The sequence below is a fragment of the Bacillus sp. NEAU-CP5 genome (genome assembly GCF_026420705.1).
GTDB classification, from domain to species: Bacteria; Bacillota; Bacilli; order Bacillales; family Bacillaceae; genus Bacillus; species Bacillus velezensis.
This window is the reverse complement of sequence record NZ_JAPMOV010000002.1, coordinates 944,997-959,803: the sequence shown is the minus strand read 5'-3', so window position 1 is coordinate 959,803 and position 14,807 is coordinate 944,997. Positions and strand designations below refer to the sequence as shown.

Below are 14,807 nucleotides of genomic sequence, written 5' to 3'. Positions count from 1 at the left end.
CATTCCGCAAGGAAGTAAGATCCCTGAAAGATGATCAGGTTGATAGGTCTGAGGTGGAAGTGTGGCGACACATGGAGCTGACAGATACTAATCGATCGAGGACTTAACCAATTTGAATGTATGCTTACTGTTATCTAGTTTTGAGAGAACACTCTCAATGGTTTGGTGGCGATAGCGAAGAGGTCACACCCGTTCCCATGCCGAACACGGAAGTTAAGCTCTTCAGCGCCGATGGTAGTCGGGGGTTTCCCCCTGTGAGAGTAGGACGCCGCCAAGCCATTACACGCAAGTGTAATATATGGAGGATTAGCTCAGCTGGGAGAGCATCTGCCTTACAAGCAGAGGGTCGGCGGTTCGAGCCCGTCATCCTCCACCATTCCTATCATACATAAGTTGGCTTATTAAGCCGGTGTAGCTCAATTGGTAGAGCAACTGACTTGTAATCAGTAGGTTGGGGGTTCAAGTCCTCTTGCCGGCACCACCTTTATATGTTATACTATATAAGTCTCTTGTAATAAGAGCCATTAGCTCAGTTGGTAGAGCATCTGACTTTTAATCAGAGGGTCGAAGGTTCGAGTCCTTCATGGCTCACCATTTTTTTCTTGCGGATGTGGCGGAATTGGCAGACGCGCTAGAATCAGGCTCTAGTGTCTTTACAGACGTGGGGGTTCAAGTCCCTTCATCCGCATTGCCAAACGCGGAAGTAGTTCAGTGGTAGAACATCACCTTGCCAAGGTGGGGGTCGCGGGTTCGAATCCCGTCTTCCGCTCCAACTATACTATACCATCCATGCCGGGGTGGTGGAATTGGCAGACACACAGGACTTAAAATCCTGCGGTAGGTGACTACCGTGCCGGTTCAAGTCCGGCCCTCGGCACTTATTGTTGCGCCCGTAGCTCAATTGGATAGAGCGTTTGACTACGGATCAAAAGGTTAGGGGTTCGACTCCTCTCGGGCGCGCCATACATACTTTTGAAAACGGGAAGTAGCTCAGCTTGGTAGAGCACATGGTTTGGGACCATGGGGTCGCAGGTTCGAATCCTGTCTTCCCGACCATTTTGGGGCCTTAGCTCAGCTGGGAGAGCGCCTGCTTTGCACGCAGGAGGTCAGCGGTTCGATCCCGCTAGGCTCCACTTGATTTTAATTGTTTTTTGGCGGTGTAGCTCAGCTGGCTAGAGCGTACGGTTCATACCCGTGAGGTCGGGGGTTCGATCCCCTCCGCCGCTACCATTGGACCTTTAGCTCAGTTGGTTAGAGCAGACGGCTCATAACCGTCCGGTCGTAGGTTCGAGTCCTACAAGGTCCACCACTTATACGGAGGAATACCCAAGTCTGGCTGAAGGGATCGGTCTTGAAAACCGACAGGGGTGTCAAAGCCCGCGGGGGTTCGAATCCCTCTTCCTCCGCCATATCTAATTTAATTATCATCGCGGGGTGGAGCAGTTCGGTAGCTCGTCGGGCTCATAACCCGAAGGTCGCAGGTTCAAATCCTGCCCCCGCAACCAAAAAATGGTCCGGTAGTTCAGTTGGTTAGAATGCCTGCCTGTCACGCAGGAGGTCGCGGGTTCGAGTCCCGTCCGGACCGCCATTTATAACAAGGCTCGGTAGCTCAGTTGGTAGAGCAACGGACTGAAAATCCGTGTGTCGGCGGTTCGATTCCGTCCCGAGCCACCATTTAATTTAATATTGTTTTGGCGGTTGTGGCGAAGTGGTTAACGCACCAGATTGTGGCTCTGGCACTCGTGGGTTCGATTCCCATCAATCGCCCCAAACAACATGCGGGTGTAGTTTAGTGGTAAAACCTCAGCCTTCCAAGCTGATGTCGTGGGTTCGATTCCCATCACCCGCTCCATTTTTATATTGTCATGGGCCTGTAGCTCAGCTGGTTAGAGCGCACGCCTGATAAGCGTGAGGTCGGTGGTTCGAGTCCACTCAGGCCCACCATGATGATTTTTCCACAGTAGCTCAGTGGTAGAGCTATCGGCTGTTAACCGATCGGTCGCAGGTTCGAATCCTGCCTGTGGAGCCATATGGAGAAGTACTCAAGTGGCTGAAGAGGCGCCCCTGCTAAGGGTGTAGGTCGTGTAAGCGGCGCGAGGGTTCAAATCCCTCCTTCTCCGCCATAAGGCCCGTTGGTCAAGCGGTTAAGACACCGCCCTTTCACGGCGGTAACACGGGTTCGAATCCCGTACGGGTCATTAAAAAAACCTTGCATACTATGCAAGGTTTTTTCTTATGCGTTCATAGCGTAAATGGTAAAAGACAGGTATGTGGCAAAAGCGCTCCATAATAAATAAGGAACCAGAAGCCAGGCTGAAGCCTTACTGTATTTACCGGCAATGAGCAACAGAATGAGTGTTGTCACCGCCACAAGCAGGCAATCGATAGATGCAGCAAGCAAATTTTTCTTTGTGAATTGAAAATAGCTGAACCCTTGATTCACGATATAATTGATGAGAAGCATCACCCAAAAAGCTTTGGATTCTTTACATGAAAACTTTGCGTATATCAAGGCTGCTGAGAGCGAAATAAGCGCAAACAAAACCGCCCATATGATGCCGATCACTGATCTGCTCGGCGTCCAGTCAGGTTTTTGCAGCGCGTCGTACCATTCCCGGTCGATGGGAAAGAGAAACCCCGCTAAAGAAAACAAGACATATGTAATGATAAATACAATAATCGCACCGATATACTTCTTTTTCATTTGTTCCCTCCGCCATTCAATGTCAATACATTAGTTCCCTTTTTTGGAAATCTTAAACCTTTTAAAAGGTTCATGCACCATTAAGTGTATGAGTTTTCAGTGTGAAAATGCAGCAAACCATTTATTTGTATTCAAAAACCCCGGCAGGCCGGGGTTTTAATCAGCATGAAGATCGCCAAAGGTCGTCATAATTCCTTCTTCGTCCAGTTCCTCTTCATATTTTTCGTGTGCTTTGCTTGGATACACGGAAATGTTTTTTCCGGTAATATCTGTCGCGATAAAGTTTTCATAATCCTCAGCATAGCCGATGTTTTCTTCTGAGTTCATTGTCATATCCCCATAGCTGAGCGGCGGATCCTCTAAATCCTGAGGCGTTTCTGAGTTTCCGTATTCCTCAACATCCTGATAAGCATCTTCACTATCGTAAGCCGCCCGGATTGATTCATCATCATCAAATTCAAACTGTCCGAACGGTGTTTCCTCTTCAATCGGCCTGTCTTTGGAAACGGCATCCTGCGAGGAATATTCCGCCAATGTCGTAGCCGTCGGCAGAGCTTCGAGTCTGTCATAAGGAATGTCCTTGCCGCTGACTTCACATGTGCCGTATGTGCCGTTTTCAATTTGTTTCAGAGAGTAATCAATGTCGCGAAGGTGCTCCCGTTCATGGTCGAGCAGAGCCAGGTCTTTTTCCCGCTCGTATAATTCGGTCGCCTGATCGCCGGGATGATTGTCATAGGAAGACAATTCGCCGGATGACTGATACGGGAATTCATCAGTTAACTGAAATTGGTCATTTTCTTTAAAGCGGCTTAAAATATCATGTCTGGCTTCTTCCAATTCTTTTTTTAAGTGTGTGATCTGTTCGTTTGTAAGCACATCAATCCCTCGTTTCTATGTGATGCTTACTGTTAGTATGAACGCTTTTTCGCAGAAAAATGGTGGATAAAAATAGTCATTTTCCCATGAGGAAGTAAAAGCATACAGTGATTGCCGAGAGTGGGGAAAGAAAATTCAAGTTTGTTTCTTTATTCATTTGCGCAAAAAGGTTTATAATAAGAAATGCAGGCATTTTGTCGTGCTCAAATCTGTGTGTTTGACACAAAGTCATCACAGGTGTATTGTATTAAAAGCATTTAACGGATTATGGAGGAATGTCTCATGGTGACAACGGTGCAGCATACGTTCCGAGAGGAAGCAGATCATGCATTACATAAAGCCAAACAAGTCAACCATGCTGTCTTATTGAGCTATTCAAGACGTATTGCGTCTTTAGACCCTCTATCATTTTTCAAAGACGGAGCAAAAAAATATAAAGGCAAACGATTTTTTTGGTCAGAACCCGGTAGTGAATTAACAATAGTCGGTCTTGGCACAGAAGCGCTGTTCCAATCGAATGAAAAAAATGGAAAGCGTTATCACGACGTTTTTGAACAATGGGAGCGCTTTAAAAAGACGGCTTTTCATATTCATGAAGAAGAAGAGGCGGCGCATACCGCGGTCGGCCCTGTCTTATTCGGCGGTTTTTCATTTAATCCCGCTGAAGAGAGAGGAGACGAATGGAACGGGTTCGAAGAAGGACTGTTCTTTATCCCCTCACTCATGCTGACAAAGACGGCAGATGGTGATTATTTAACCGTCAATCAATGGGCGGCAGACGGTAATCAAGCAGAAGATACGCTGAAACGTCTGAAATCTTTTTCGGGTGCTTTTTCAGTTTCTTCAATCGAGTATGAAGAATATCCTGTTTTAACAAAAGCCGAAGAACTTGATGTGGAAAACTGGCTTGAAGCCATTAAAACAGCAACAAATGATATGAAAGCAAATCAATATGATAAAGTCGTGCTGGCAAGGGAAGTCGTTTTGTCATATGATGGGCCTATTCCGACAGAGAGCGTTGTCCGCAAGCTTTTGAAGGACCAAACGACAAGCTATGTTTTTGCGATTGAGCAGGGAGATAAATGCTTTGTCGGCGCTTCACCGGAACGGCTGATCAAAAAATCCGGCAAAGACGTTATGTCCACCTGTCTGGCAGGTTCAATTAAGCGCGGAGAAAATCAACAAGAAGATGACCGTCTCGGCAAAGAGCTGCTGCATGACGAAAAAAATCTCGCGGAACATGATTTTGTGGTTCAGATGATACACGATTCTTTCTTGTCGAGCTGCAGCGATGTGAAAAAGCCTGCAGGTCCGCAATTATATAAAACAAAAAGTGTTCAGCATCTATATACACCGATCACAGGCCATCTTAAAACGTCCGCTTCGCTGTTTGATTTAATTGAAAAGCTGCATCCCACGCCGGCATTGGGCGGAGCTCCCCAGCAGAAAGCTGTTGAAGTTATCGCTGATATTGAACCGATGACACGCGGATGGTATGCGGCTCCGATCGGCTGGATGGACGGCAGGGAAAACGGAGAATTTGTCGTGGCTATCCGATCAGGGCTGATTGAAGACAAAAGTGCGCGGCTTTTCGCAGGCTGCGGCATTGTTGAAGATTCAGATCCGCAATCAGAATATGAAGAAACACAAATTAAACTAAAGCCGATGATCTCTGCTTTAGGAGGTGAAAGGCTTTGACAAACCCGATTACACATTATATCGGAAGCTTTATTGATGAATTCGCTCTATCGGGTGTCACCGACGCGGTTGTTTGCCCGGGGTCGAGGTCAACTCCCTTGGCGGTTTTGGCGGCGGCCCACCCGGATATTCAAGTCCATATACAGATTGATGAACGATCCGCAGGTTTTTTCGCACTCGGTCTTGCAAAAGCCCACCAGCGTCCGGTGGTGCTGATTTGTACGTCAGGAACGGCAGCGGCTAACTTCTATCCGGCCGTGATTGAAGCTCATTATTCAAGAGTGCCTCTTATTGTCCTGACTGCAGATCGGCCCCATGAATTGAGGGAAGTGGGGGCGCCTCAGGCGATTAACCAGCATTTTCTGTTCGGTAACTTTGTTAAGTTTTTCACAGACTCGGCTCTGCCTGAAGAAAATCCTCAAATGCTGAGCTATATCAGAACATTGGCCGGCAGAGCCGTAAGTGAAGCCGGGAAGCGCCCGATGGGGCCAGTCCATATCAATGTGCCGCTCAGAGAGCCTTTGATGCCGGATTTATCAGCCGGACCTTTTGAAAGAATGAGAAAGGGGCGGCACGTCTCAGTCACAACAGGGATTCAGTCAGCTGATCAAGATTCTCTCTGTCATATTACTGAGCGTCTTGCGGGGACCGAAAGAGGTATGATCGTCTGCGGCGAAATTCACGGTGAAGCAGAAAAGCAGCAAATCATCGCGCTTGCCGAGATGCTTCAGTTCCCGATTTTAGCTGACCCGCTTTCAAACCTCCGAAACGGGGAGCATGATAAGACGCTGATTATTGATGCTTATGACTCGTTTTTAAAAGATGAGGAAATAAAAGAGGCGCTGCGCCCGGACGCTGTGATCCGCTTCGGCCCGATGCCGGTTTCCAAACCGCTCTTTTTATGGCTCAGAGATGATCCTGCCATTGAGCAGTTTATCGTCGATGAAGACGGAGGATGGAGAGATCCCACCCAGGCCGGCGCGCATATGATTCATTGCCATCCGTCTGTGTTTTTGGAAGCGGTCCGTTCAGCTGAAACCGGAAAACGGCCGTCCGGATGGCTTGAGAAATGGCAGTTTGTCAATGAGCGGTTCCGGAGTCATTTACAGGCCGCGAGCATGGATGACTTATCATTTGAAGGAAATGTATATCGTCAGCTTCAGCATCTTGTCCCTGAAGGCAGTTCGATTTTTGTCGGCAACAGCATGCCGATTCGCGACGTGGATACTTTCTTTGAAAAACAAGATCGTTCCTTCCGTGTTTATGCCAACCGCGGCGCTAACGGCATTGACGGGGTTGTCTCCTCGGCTATGGGACTGTGTGAAGGTACAAAAGCTCCTGTCACGCTTGTAATTGGAGATTTATCGTTTTACCATGATTTAAACGGGCTGTTAGCGGCTAAAAAACTTGGAATTCCGCTTACGGTTATTTTAATAAACAATGATGGCGGCGGGATTTTCTCGTTTTTGCCGCAGGCATCTGATAAGACTCATTTTGAAGAACTGTTCGGTACGCCGACGGGCCTTGATTTCCGGCATGCCGCCGCACTGTACGGCGGGACGTATACTTGCCCTGAGACATGGGAAGCATTTAAGGATGCGTATCAGCCGCAGGCGGACAAGCCCGGACTTCATATAATCGAGCTGAAAACAGATCGGACATCAAGAGTTCAATTCCATCGCGATCTGCTGCAGGCCGCAGTGCGGGAAGTGAAAAAAGAATGGAAACTGTAACTGTTAAAACGTCCGACGGCGTGTGCTATCGGGCTGCTGATAGCGGTCACGAATCATCTGAAGCTATTGTTTGTCTGCATGGATTTACGGGCAGCAAAGAATCATGGATGTTTTTACGCGGCATGTTTCCCGGTGAACGAATGGTGATGGTTGACTGCCTGGGTCACGGGGAGACAGACGCGCCTGTGCAAGCGGCAAGGTACAGTGCGAGCCGGCAGGTTGCGGACCTTGCCGCCGTTTTTGATCAATTAAAACTTCACAAAGTGAAACTTATTGGTTATTCTATGGGGGGAAGACTTGCGTATTCCTTTGCACAGGCATTTCCGCATCGGGTGTCAGCGCTTGTTTTGGAAAGTACAACCCCGGGCCTCAGCACGCTTCAGGAACGCAAAAAGCGGATTCAGTCAGACCGGAAGCTTGCTGACTTTATATTGCGGGAAGGTATAACATCGTTTGTCGATTATTGGGAGGGCATTCCGTTGTTTGCCTCGCAGCTTTCTCTGCCGGACAGCGTAAAGGCGTCCATCCGCGCCGGCAGGCTGAAAAATAATCCGTCCGGACTTGCAGGCAGCCTGCTCGGAATGGGGACGGGCTCACAGCCTTCCTGGTGGGAGGCATTACACCGCATCAAGGCGCCCGTCCTGCTCATATGCGGTGAATGGGATGAAAAGTTTTGCGCTATTAATCAAAAGGTGCATAACCTGCTCCCATCAAGTAAAATAGAGGTTGTCAAACAGGCGGGGCACACGGTACATGTGGAACAGCCGCGAATTTTTGGTAAGATAGTAAGTGAGTTTTTATACGGCTTGTAAAGCATAAAGAAAATAGCTTTTCGGCCGGACTCAGGCAAAAATGAAGGAGGTCATATCAATGGCTGCAGAATGGAAAAGTGAACGTCAGTACGATGAAATCCTGTACGAGACGTATAACGGTATTGCAAAAATAACAATTAACCGCCCGGAGGTACATAACGCATTTACTCCTAAGACGGTATCAGAAATGATTGACGCGTTTGCTCGTGCACGTGATGACTCCAATATTGGTGTTATCGTTCTTGCGGGAGCGGGAGATAAAGCATTCTGTTCAGGCGGAGACCAAAAAGTCCGCGGTCACGGCGGATATGTCGGAGACGATCAGATCCCTCGTCTGAATGTGCTTGATCTTCAGCGTTTGATCCGTGTTATTCCTAAACCGGTCGTAGCGATGGTATCAGGCTATGCCATCGGCGGAGGACATGTGCTTCATATCGTCTGTGATTTAACGATTGCGGCCGATAACGCGATTTTCGGCCAAACCGGACCGAAAGTGGGAAGCTTTGATGCCGGTTACGGCTCAGGTTACTTGGCGCGTATCGTCGGACATAAGAAAGCCCGTGAAATCTGGTACCTATGCCGTCAATACAATGCGCAGGAAGCGCTCGACATGGGGCTTGTCAATACAGTTGTCCCATTAGAGAAACTTGAAGAGGAAACAATTAAATGGTGTGAAGAAATGCTTGAGAAAAGCCCTACAGCCCTTCGTTTCCTTAAAGCGGCATTTAACGCTGATACAGACGGCCTCGCCGGAATTCAGCAATTTGCAGGAGATGCAACGCTTCTTTATTACACGACTGACGAAGCGAAAGAAGGCCGTGATTCCTTTAAAGAGAAACGCAGTCCCGATTTCGGTCAGTTCCCTCGTTTTCCGTGATCAGATGACACTACGAAACAGCTTGAGCCGCTCTGGTCCAAGCTGTTTTCTTTTCAAAAAAAGTACTTTTACCTCGGAGATGATAACATGCTGACAGAACAGCCGAATTGGCTCATTCAAAGGGCTCAGCTGACACCAGAGAGAATCGCTCTCATATTTGAAAACAAACAGATGACATTCAGAGAATTATATCATGCTTCTAAACAAATGGCCGCGCGGCTGTCCAAATACTGCTCGCTTAAAAAAGGAGACCGCGCTGCGATTTTGCTTTCTAACAGACCGGAAATGGTTTATGCCGTTCACGCCTGCTTCTTATTAGGGGCGGAAGCTGTGCTGTTGAATACGAAGCTCTCAAAACAGGAACGGTTGTTTCAGCTCGAAGATTCACAGGCAAAGCTTTTATTGACGGAGGACGATTTTTGCCGCGAAGAATATGAATCTGCGGTCGCCACCGCAGATGTGGACGAGCTGCAGGCTGAAGAGGCGGGTGATATGGAGCCAGAAGCTTATGTAACGCTTGATGATACGGCGACTCTTATGTATACGTCAGGAACAACAGGAAGGCCGAAGGGGGTGCAGCAGACTTTCGGTAATCATTATTCCAGCGCTGTATCGTCTGCGCTGAATCTGGGGGTCACGGAGCGGGACCGCTGGCTTATTGCGCTGCCGCTGTTTCATATCAGCGGTCTGTCTGCGCTGTTTAAGTCGGTCATTTACGGCATGCCCGTCGTGCTTCATCAAAAATTTTCTGTCACTGATGTGCTTGACAGCATCAGCTCCCATCAGGTCACGATCATTTCAGCGGTGCAGACCATGCTTTCGGGCCTGCTTGCGGAAACTGAACAATGTCCTGAATCACTGCGCTGCATTTTGCTTGGCGGGGGTCCTGCACCGCTGCCGCTCCTTGAAGAATGCCGTAGGAAACAATTTCCGGTATTCCAATCTTACGGCTTGACTGAAACCTGCTCACAGATTGTCACGCTTTCTCCGGAATTCAGTATGGACAAGCTCGGCTCGGCCGGTAAACCGCTGTTTTCATGCGAAATTAGAATTGAAAAAGACGGAAACCCTTGTGCGCCGTTTGAACACGGTGAAATTACGGTGAAAGGCCCGAATGTAATGAAAGGGTATTACCATCGTGATGACGCAAACCAGGCCGCTTTTCATAATGGATGGTTTAAAACGGGCGATCTTGGCTATTTGGATGATGAAGGGTTTTTATACGTGCTGGACAGGCGGTCGGACCTCATTATTTCAGGCGGAGAGAACATCTACCCGGCAGAAGTGGAAGCGGCGCTGCTTGCCCATCCGGCTGTAGCGGAGGCAGGTGTTTCGGGAGCCGAAGATCCGAAGTGGGGGAAAGTGCCGCATGCTTTTCTCGTGCTGACTTCTTCTGTCAGTTCTGAGGAGCTGACCGCCTTTTGCCGTGAGCGGCTTGCAAAATATAAAATACCGGCTGCTTTTTTCGAGGTTGACGGGCTCCCGCGGAACGCGTCCAATAAACTGATGAGGCATCGGCTGAATGAGCTTCGTAAAGGAGAATTGTCATGATTAAGATTGAAAAAATCACCCTTTATCATGTAAGTATGAGGCTGAAAAAACCGTTTAAAACAAGTATTGAAACGCTGCAGGACCGTAAATTTTTGATCGTGGAAGCGATCGATGAAACCGGGAGAACCGGCTGGGGGGAGGTATCGGCGTTTTCTTCTCCGTGGTATACAGAAGAAACGATTCAGACATGCGCGCATATGCTGAGAGATTTTTTTATCCCGAATATCGTAGGCCGCGAGTTTTTCCATCCGTCAGAAGTGCCTGACAGTCTCGCGCGTTTCAAAGGAAACCGCATGGCAAAAGCGGGGCTTGAATCAGCCGTGTGGGATCTATATGCCAAGAAAAAGGGGATATCTCTCGCAGAAGCCTTAGGGGGAAAAAGAGATAAAGTGCCCGCCGGCGTGGCGGTGGGTCTGGCTTCGGCTGATGAGATGCTTCGGGAAATTGAGCAATACGTAAAAGAAGGTTATCAACGTATAAAAATAAAAATTCAGCCCGGCCATGACGTTGATCTGGTCAGAGCCATCCGCAGCCGTTTTCCGAACGTACCGCTGATGGCGGATGCCAACTCGGCATATGAACTGAAAGACATCAGCAGGCTGAAAGAGTTGGATGAATTCCAGCTCATGATGATAGAACAGCCGCTTCAGGCAGATGATATTGTCGATCACCGCCACCTGCAGAAACACTTGAGAACCGCGGTATGCCTTGATGAAAGCATTTGCTCATATGATGACGCGAGGCGGGCGATTGAGCTTGGGAGCTGTAAAATCATTAACATAAAACCAGCGCGTGTAGGAGGCCTGACAGAGGCTTTAAAAATACATGACTTATGCAGAGAGCATCACATGCCGGTTTGGTGCGGCGGAATGTTTGAAACCGGCATTTCGAGAGCGCAGACAGTCGCGCTCGCTTCGCTGCCGCAATTTACGATACCGGGTGACATTTCCTCATCAGACCGATACTGGGAGGAGGATATTGTCACTCCTGATATCCGTATCGAAGAGGGGTTCATCTCTGTTCCGGACGGTCCCGGACTGGGTGTCGAAGTCAATCAGGAAATAATGAGAAAATACGTCACCCAAATGGACGTTTTTACGACAAACAACTGATAAAAAGACATTTCAGCGAGTTGAGCTGCCTGTATGCTGCTGTTATATTGAAACTGTTCATCATCACCCCTTCCCCAGTTTGAACCGGCTGTATCAGCCGGTTTTTTTAATAGGTGAATGCGATGATTTTTTTATTCTTCAAACAGCGCGCAGGTGTTGCTTTCTGGCTTGGGCCAAGATGTACATCTTGATAAAAAATTATGTGCTTCATGAATGCGATATTGTACTGTCTGCCGCCTATATTTGCCGACGAACCGCCTTTTCGCCATGCTTCTCATCCGCGCGGTTTTCTCCGGCTCAGGGGCTGATTTCAAAAAGGCTTGCGGCGCGGAAATGAAAAAGAGCTGTATAAAACAGCTCTTTTTTTTATAAATCATGCGGTTTAAAGGTTTTGCAATCCGTTTCTTCACTTTTTTCAGCGGTTTCGCCTGTATGGCTGACCACATAAATAGCGTCGGCCGTGCATTTGTTTCCTCTGCCCCAATATGAACAGTTATTGACTTCACACAGAATTTTTTGGTCCATGCTGGCTCCCCTCCAAGATAAAAGGTACGCCATTAGTATGAGCCGCCCTGATTTTTGTTATTCCTCCTGGCGGATATAACGTCTGTCTTTCATAAAGAGCTTCCAGAAGAAATAAAACCCGGGAAACAAAATGATGAAAGCGACGATATACGTCATAAACAGCGCCCTGAAGGTTGCCGGCTCCGTAAATCCTGACATGACCGTAATATCCGGATAAATCATATAAGGAAGATGCGCCCGTCCGTATGCATAGCTTGCCAGAAAGTATTGAAGCGCAATGGCGATCATGGCGATTCTTGGTTTGCCGAGGTTGCGGCCGAAGCGTTTATTCGGCAAAAACAGAGCCACGCCGGCAATGATAAATGTAATGACAGACAGAATGAGCCATGTCTTGTCTTTCATCATCCCCGTATACAGCCAGCCGGCTTCAGAGCGTAATGTCAGCATAATGAAGAAGGCAAAAAGAAGCGACAGCGGCCCTGTTATTAAAGAGCTCCGTCTGTAGATGCGGTACGCATGCTCCTCTTCCGCAACATTTGAAAAATCGGCCAGAAGCAGTGAAGATAAAAATAAAGTGCTTAAAATGGCAAAGCCGATAAACGCATACGCATTAAGGCTTGTAAAGACATTTGCCAAATTCAGGTGATACACGCCGCCCGTCTTATCAATAAATCCTCCGTGTGTGACCGGAAGGACCAAAATCAGCACAGCGGGAATAATGAAGCCCGAAATTCCGGAGATATATCTCATGATTTTTCTTTCCTTCGCCGTATTGGAGAAGACGAGAAAGCCGCTGCGGATGGCTAAAAGCAGCAAAATAATACTCCCCGGGATCAATAAAACGGTTCCCAGCACGAAGGTTGCCCCTGGAAAGAAGCTGAATAGGGCGACAACGATTGCGACGATAAAGACGTTGGTCACTTCCCATGTCGGGGACAAATAACGGTTGGCGATGTTTGTCGCCTTTGTTTGTTCTCTATTTAAATAAATCATCGACCAAAAGCCGGCTCCGAAGTCCATCGTTGCCATGACCGCGTAGATAAACACGAAGCCCCATACGATTGATATCGCAATGAGAGCATCCATGGTAATGTCCATTTCAATTCAGCCCTTTCTATTGTTAGGATTCCGCCGCTTTTACATCCTCCTCAACGGGATGTTTGCGGAAATAATAAAGCAGCACATAAATGACTGCGGCTGCCAAAATGGCGTAAACCACTGTAAACAGGATGAACAGCAAACCGATTGAACCGGTTGTCGTGACGACATCAGACGTTTTCAGGAGATGGTAAATCACCCATGGCTGCCGCCCCGTACAAGCGAATATCCACCCGAATTCAATTCCGATCAGACTGAGCGGTCCTGCGGTTAAAAATAAAATCAAAAGCCAAGTCGGAAAGCTGTCTTTCTTTAAAATTTTTCTCCACACGATGCCGATGATTGAGTACAAAATGAGCAGCATTCCGATGCCGACCATTCCGTTAAACAGTGTATGGATGAATAAAGGCGGCCACTCGTCTTTCGGAAACGCGTTCAATCCTTTGACGACGGTATCAAAGCTGTTTGCAGCCAAAAAGCTTAAAGCCCATGGCACTTCTATCGCCCATTTTACTTTTTCTTCTTTTGCATCAGTAAAACCCCCGATCGCAAGCGGAGCGTGTGATCTAGTTTCAAAAAGCCCTTCTGCGCCCGCAAGCTTCTCAGGCTGGTATTCGTAAAGAAGCTGGGCTGACTCGTGACCGTTTAAAGAGGCAATAATGGAGAATATCCCTCCGATCGTTAAGGCGAGCAGCAGCGCTTTTCGGTGAAAGCGGTATACCTGCTCCTGTTTTCTCGTTCTCAGCATTTTATAAGCCGCAACTGACGCAACGATAAATGCACCGGTCATGAAAGCCGTCAGTACGACATGGCCCGCGGTGGTGAAAAAGCTTGGATTAAAAAACGCTGCCCAAGGTTCGACGTCAGTGATTTTGCCGTTTAAAATTTTAAAGCCGGCCGGCGTTCCTTCAAATGCGTGAACATTTGTGATTAAGACGGCGGATGCCGCGGCGCCGATCAAAACGAAAATAACGGCAATGATGCGCATAGCCGGAGTCAGCCGGTCAGCGGCGTAGACATAAATGGACATAAACAGCGCTTCGATAAAGAAAGCATAAATTTCAATCTGAAACGGGAGGGACATCACCCTGCCGATGACTTCCATGAATCCGGGCCACAAAAGGGCAAGCTGTGTACCCGCGATCGTTCCGGTCGGTATCGCCACGCCGAGCAGAACAGCCTGCGCCTTCGTCCACCTTTTCGCCATAATGGCATAATGCGGATCTTTTGTTTTTTGATAAATCAATTCAGCCATTAAAATCATCAGAGGCAAGCCGACACCAAGCGTCGCAAAAATAATATGAAAGCCCATGGTTGTCCCGAACAGGCTTCTGGCTAACACTAAATCATCCACGATCATAAACCGCCTTTCTAAATTACCGTTTTATGTAATGTGGTTATATTATTTGCTGAAGCGATTAGATTATTCTTCCGATTCCATATATGTGCAGGGTTTAGAAATCAAGGGATCGGGGCATATATGATTGACAAGCGGTTATTTAAGGTTTAAAATAAAACGTAATTATTACGATTTGAGAAAGGGAGATCAGCATGAAAAAAGATATTCATCCGGATAACCATCAGGTGATTTTTCAAGATGTGAACAGCGGCTATCGCTTTTTAAGCCATTCTACGAAAAAATCAGAGGAAACGGCAGAGTGGGAAGACGGAAAGACATACCCGCTGATTAAAGTGGAAGTCAGCTCAGATACGCATCCGTTTTATACAGGCCGCCAAAAATTCAACGAAAAAGGCGGGAGAGTCGAACAGTTCAACAAAAAATACAATATGGGGAAATAAGACAAGCCCAATGGGGCTTGT

At 47.8% G+C, this 14,807-nt stretch carries 12 protein-coding genes, 21 tRNA genes and 2 rRNA genes; 30 read left to right on the top strand and 5 right to left on the bottom strand.

Features of this window, described 5'->3' with window-relative positions; genetic code table 11:
* The 23 genes from OTK50_RS10010 to OTK50_RS09900 all read left to right on the top strand — a co-directional run.
* Nucleotides 1-111: ribosomal RNA gene (locus OTK50_RS10010) — 23S ribosomal RNA — on the top strand; the annotation flags it as partial.
* A 50-nt stretch (nucleotides 112-161) separates the two neighbouring features.
* Nucleotides 162-277 (top strand): 5S ribosomal RNA (rrf, locus tag OTK50_RS10005).
* Between the two features lie 23 nt (nucleotides 278-300).
* Nucleotides 301-376: transfer RNA gene (locus OTK50_RS10000), tRNA-Val, on the top strand.
* Between the two features lie 29 nt (nucleotides 377-405).
* Nucleotides 406-481, top strand: a tRNA-Thr gene (locus OTK50_RS09995).
* A gap of 37 nt (nucleotides 482-518) precedes the next feature.
* A tRNA-Lys gene (locus OTK50_RS09990) sits at nucleotides 519-594 on the top strand.
* A 10-nt stretch (nucleotides 595-604) separates the two neighbouring features.
* A tRNA-Leu gene (locus OTK50_RS09985) sits at nucleotides 605-688 on the top strand.
* 9 nt (nucleotides 689-697) lie between these two features.
* Nucleotides 698-772: transfer RNA gene (locus OTK50_RS09980), tRNA-Gly, on the top strand.
* Between the two features lie 19 nt (nucleotides 773-791).
* Nucleotides 792-877 (top strand) — tRNA-Leu (locus OTK50_RS09975).
* Nucleotides 878-886: 9 nt separating this feature from the next.
* Nucleotides 887-963 (top strand) — tRNA-Arg (locus tag OTK50_RS09970).
* Nucleotides 964-979: 16 nt separating this feature from the next.
* A tRNA-Pro gene (locus OTK50_RS09965) sits at nucleotides 980-1,056 on the top strand.
* Between the two features lie 4 nt (nucleotides 1,057-1,060).
* Nucleotides 1,061-1,133: transfer RNA gene (locus OTK50_RS09960), tRNA-Ala, on the top strand.
* 20 nt (nucleotides 1,134-1,153) lie between these two features.
* A tRNA-Met gene (locus tag OTK50_RS09955) sits at nucleotides 1,154-1,230 on the top strand.
* 2 nt (nucleotides 1,231-1,232) lie between these two features.
* Nucleotides 1,233-1,309 (top strand) — tRNA-Ile (locus tag OTK50_RS09950).
* A gap of 7 nt (nucleotides 1,310-1,316) precedes the next feature.
* Nucleotides 1,317-1,409: transfer RNA gene (locus tag OTK50_RS09945), tRNA-Ser, on the top strand.
* A 19-nt stretch (nucleotides 1,410-1,428) separates the two neighbouring features.
* Nucleotides 1,429-1,505, top strand: a tRNA-Met gene (locus tag OTK50_RS09940).
* Between the two features lie 6 nt (nucleotides 1,506-1,511).
* Nucleotides 1,512-1,588, top strand: a tRNA-Asp gene (locus OTK50_RS09935).
* A gap of 10 nt (nucleotides 1,589-1,598) precedes the next feature.
* A tRNA-Phe gene (locus tag OTK50_RS09930) sits at nucleotides 1,599-1,674 on the top strand.
* Nucleotides 1,675-1,694: 20 nt separating this feature from the next.
* Nucleotides 1,695-1,770 (top strand) — tRNA-His (locus OTK50_RS09925).
* 8 nt (nucleotides 1,771-1,778) lie between these two features.
* Nucleotides 1,779-1,852, top strand: a tRNA-Gly gene (locus OTK50_RS09920).
* 15 nt (nucleotides 1,853-1,867) lie between these two features.
* Nucleotides 1,868-1,944: transfer RNA gene (locus OTK50_RS09915), tRNA-Ile, on the top strand.
* Nucleotides 1,945-1,954: 10 nt separating this feature from the next.
* Nucleotides 1,955-2,029: transfer RNA gene (locus tag OTK50_RS09910), tRNA-Asn, on the top strand.
* A 3-nt stretch (nucleotides 2,030-2,032) separates the two neighbouring features.
* Nucleotides 2,033-2,123, top strand: a tRNA-Ser gene (locus OTK50_RS09905).
* A 3-nt stretch (nucleotides 2,124-2,126) separates the two neighbouring features.
* Nucleotides 2,127-2,198 (top strand) — tRNA-Glu (locus tag OTK50_RS09900).
* Between the two features lie 35 nt (nucleotides 2,199-2,233).
* Here OTK50_RS09900 and OTK50_RS09895 read toward each other — a convergent pair.
* A complete protein-coding gene (locus OTK50_RS09895) occupies nucleotides 2,234-2,704 on the bottom strand; it encodes a TspO/MBR family protein (protein WP_224223758.1) in 471 nt (156 codons plus the stop codon).
* A 156-nt stretch (nucleotides 2,705-2,860) separates the two neighbouring features.
* On the bottom strand, nucleotides 2,861-3,580 hold the full coding sequence (locus tag OTK50_RS09890) for a TraR/DksA C4-type zinc finger protein (RefSeq protein ID WP_088461209.1): 720 nt from the start codon (nucleotides 3,578-3,580) through the stop codon (nucleotides 2,861-2,863).
* 282 nt (nucleotides 3,581-3,862) lie between these two features.
* Here OTK50_RS09890 and OTK50_RS09885 point away from each other — a divergent pair, with 282 nt between their 5' ends.
* The 6 genes from OTK50_RS09885 (at nucleotide 3,863) to menC (ending at nucleotide 11,363) form a co-directional block, all read left to right on the top strand.
* Nucleotides 3,863-5,278 carry an isochorismate synthase gene (locus OTK50_RS09885; RefSeq protein ID WP_224223757.1) on the top strand — a complete coding sequence of 472 codons (1,416 nt, stop codon included), beginning with the start codon at nucleotides 3,863-3,865 and terminating at the stop codon, nucleotides 5,276-5,278.
* Nucleotides 5,275-7,011, top strand: coding sequence for a 2-succinyl-5-enolpyruvyl-6-hydroxy-3-cyclohexene-1-carboxylic-acid synthase (gene menD, locus OTK50_RS09880; protein WP_224223756.1), 1,737 nt, complete (start codon nucleotides 5,275-5,277; stop codon nucleotides 7,009-7,011). The genes OTK50_RS09885 and menD overlap by 4 nt, the downstream gene beginning before the upstream one ends.
* Nucleotides 6,999-7,823, top strand: coding sequence for a 2-succinyl-6-hydroxy-2,4-cyclohexadiene-1-carboxylate synthase (menH, locus tag OTK50_RS09875; protein ID WP_224223755.1), 825 nt, complete (start codon nucleotides 6,999-7,001; stop codon nucleotides 7,821-7,823). Before menD ends, menH begins: the two co-directional genes overlap by 13 nt.
* 58 nt (nucleotides 7,824-7,881) lie before the next feature.
* Nucleotides 7,882-8,700 carry a 1,4-dihydroxy-2-naphthoyl-CoA synthase gene (gene menB, locus OTK50_RS09870; RefSeq protein ID WP_007408846.1) on the top strand — a complete coding sequence of 273 codons (819 nt, stop codon included), beginning with the start codon at nucleotides 7,882-7,884 and terminating at the stop codon, nucleotides 8,698-8,700.
* A gap of 87 nt (nucleotides 8,701-8,787) precedes the next feature.
* On the top strand, nucleotides 8,788-10,251 hold the full coding sequence (locus OTK50_RS09865) for an o-succinylbenzoate--CoA ligase (RefSeq protein WP_045208572.1): 1,464 nt from the start codon (nucleotides 8,788-8,790) through the stop codon (nucleotides 10,249-10,251).
* On the top strand, nucleotides 10,248-11,363 hold the full coding sequence (menC, locus tag OTK50_RS09860; RefSeq protein WP_072589489.1) for an o-succinylbenzoate synthase: 1,116 nt from the start codon (nucleotides 10,248-10,250) through the stop codon (nucleotides 11,361-11,363). Before OTK50_RS09865 ends, menC begins: the two co-directional genes overlap by 4 nt.
* A gap of 366 nt (nucleotides 11,364-11,729) precedes the next feature.
* Here the strand turns inward: menC and OTK50_RS09855 are convergent, their stop codons facing one another.
* The 3 genes from OTK50_RS09855 to OTK50_RS09845 are packed head-to-tail and all read right to left on the bottom strand — an operon-like array spanning nucleotide 11,730 to nucleotide 14,340.
* On the bottom strand, nucleotides 11,730-11,888 hold the full coding sequence (locus tag OTK50_RS09855; protein ID WP_007408842.1) for a DUF1540 domain-containing protein: 159 nt from the start codon (nucleotides 11,886-11,888) through the stop codon (nucleotides 11,730-11,732).
* A 57-nt stretch (nucleotides 11,889-11,945) separates the two neighbouring features.
* Complete coding sequence (locus OTK50_RS09850; protein WP_044801515.1) at nucleotides 11,946-12,986, bottom strand: cytochrome d ubiquinol oxidase subunit II; 1,041 nt, start codon at nucleotides 12,984-12,986, stop codon at nucleotides 11,946-11,948.
* 22 nt (nucleotides 12,987-13,008) lie between these two features.
* Nucleotides 13,009-14,340 carry a cytochrome ubiquinol oxidase subunit I gene (locus OTK50_RS09845; protein WP_003152226.1) on the bottom strand — a complete coding sequence of 444 codons (1,332 nt, stop codon included), beginning with the start codon at nucleotides 14,338-14,340 and terminating at the stop codon, nucleotides 13,009-13,011.
* A gap of 197 nt (nucleotides 14,341-14,537) precedes the next feature.
* Between OTK50_RS09845 and OTK50_RS09840 the strand changes: the two genes are divergently transcribed.
* Entirely contained in the window at nucleotides 14,538-14,786 is a 249-nt protein-coding gene (locus tag OTK50_RS09840) for a type B 50S ribosomal protein L31 (RefSeq protein ID WP_007613295.1), read from the top strand.
* The last annotated feature ends 21 nt before the right edge of the window (nucleotides 14,787-14,807 follow it).

Excerpts from the sequence above, each read along its gene's own strand:
- OTK50_RS09895 (WP_224223758.1), bottom strand. The coding sequence starts at position 2,704 with ATGAAAAAGAAGTATATCGGTGCGATTATTGTATTTATCATTACATAT.
- OTK50_RS09850 (WP_044801515.1), bottom strand. The coding sequence starts at position 12,986 with ATGGACATTACCATGGATGCTCTCATTGCGATATCAATCGTATGGGGC.
- OTK50_RS09885 (WP_224223757.1), top strand. The coding sequence starts at position 3,863 with ATGGTGACAACGGTGCAGCATACGTTCCGAGAGGAAGCAGATCATGCA.
- OTK50_RS09865 (WP_045208572.1), top strand. The coding sequence starts at position 8,788 with ATGCTGACAGAACAGCCGAATTGGCTCATTCAAAGGGCTCAGCTGACA.
- menC (WP_072589489.1), top strand. The coding sequence starts at position 10,248 with ATGATTAAGATTGAAAAAATCACCCTTTATCATGTAAGTATGAGGCTG.
- menB (WP_007408846.1), top strand. The coding sequence starts at position 7,882 with ATGGCTGCAGAATGGAAAAGTGAACGTCAGTACGATGAAATCCTGTAC.
- OTK50_RS09840 (WP_007613295.1), top strand. The coding sequence starts at position 14,538 with ATGAAAAAAGATATTCATCCGGATAACCATCAGGTGATTTTTCAAGAT.
- OTK50_RS09855 (WP_007408842.1), bottom strand. The coding sequence starts at position 11,888 with ATGGACCAAAAAATTCTGTGTGAAGTCAATAACTGTTCATATTGGGGC.
- menH (WP_224223755.1), top strand. The coding sequence starts at position 6,999 with ATGGAAACTGTAACTGTTAAAACGTCCGACGGCGTGTGCTATCGGGCT.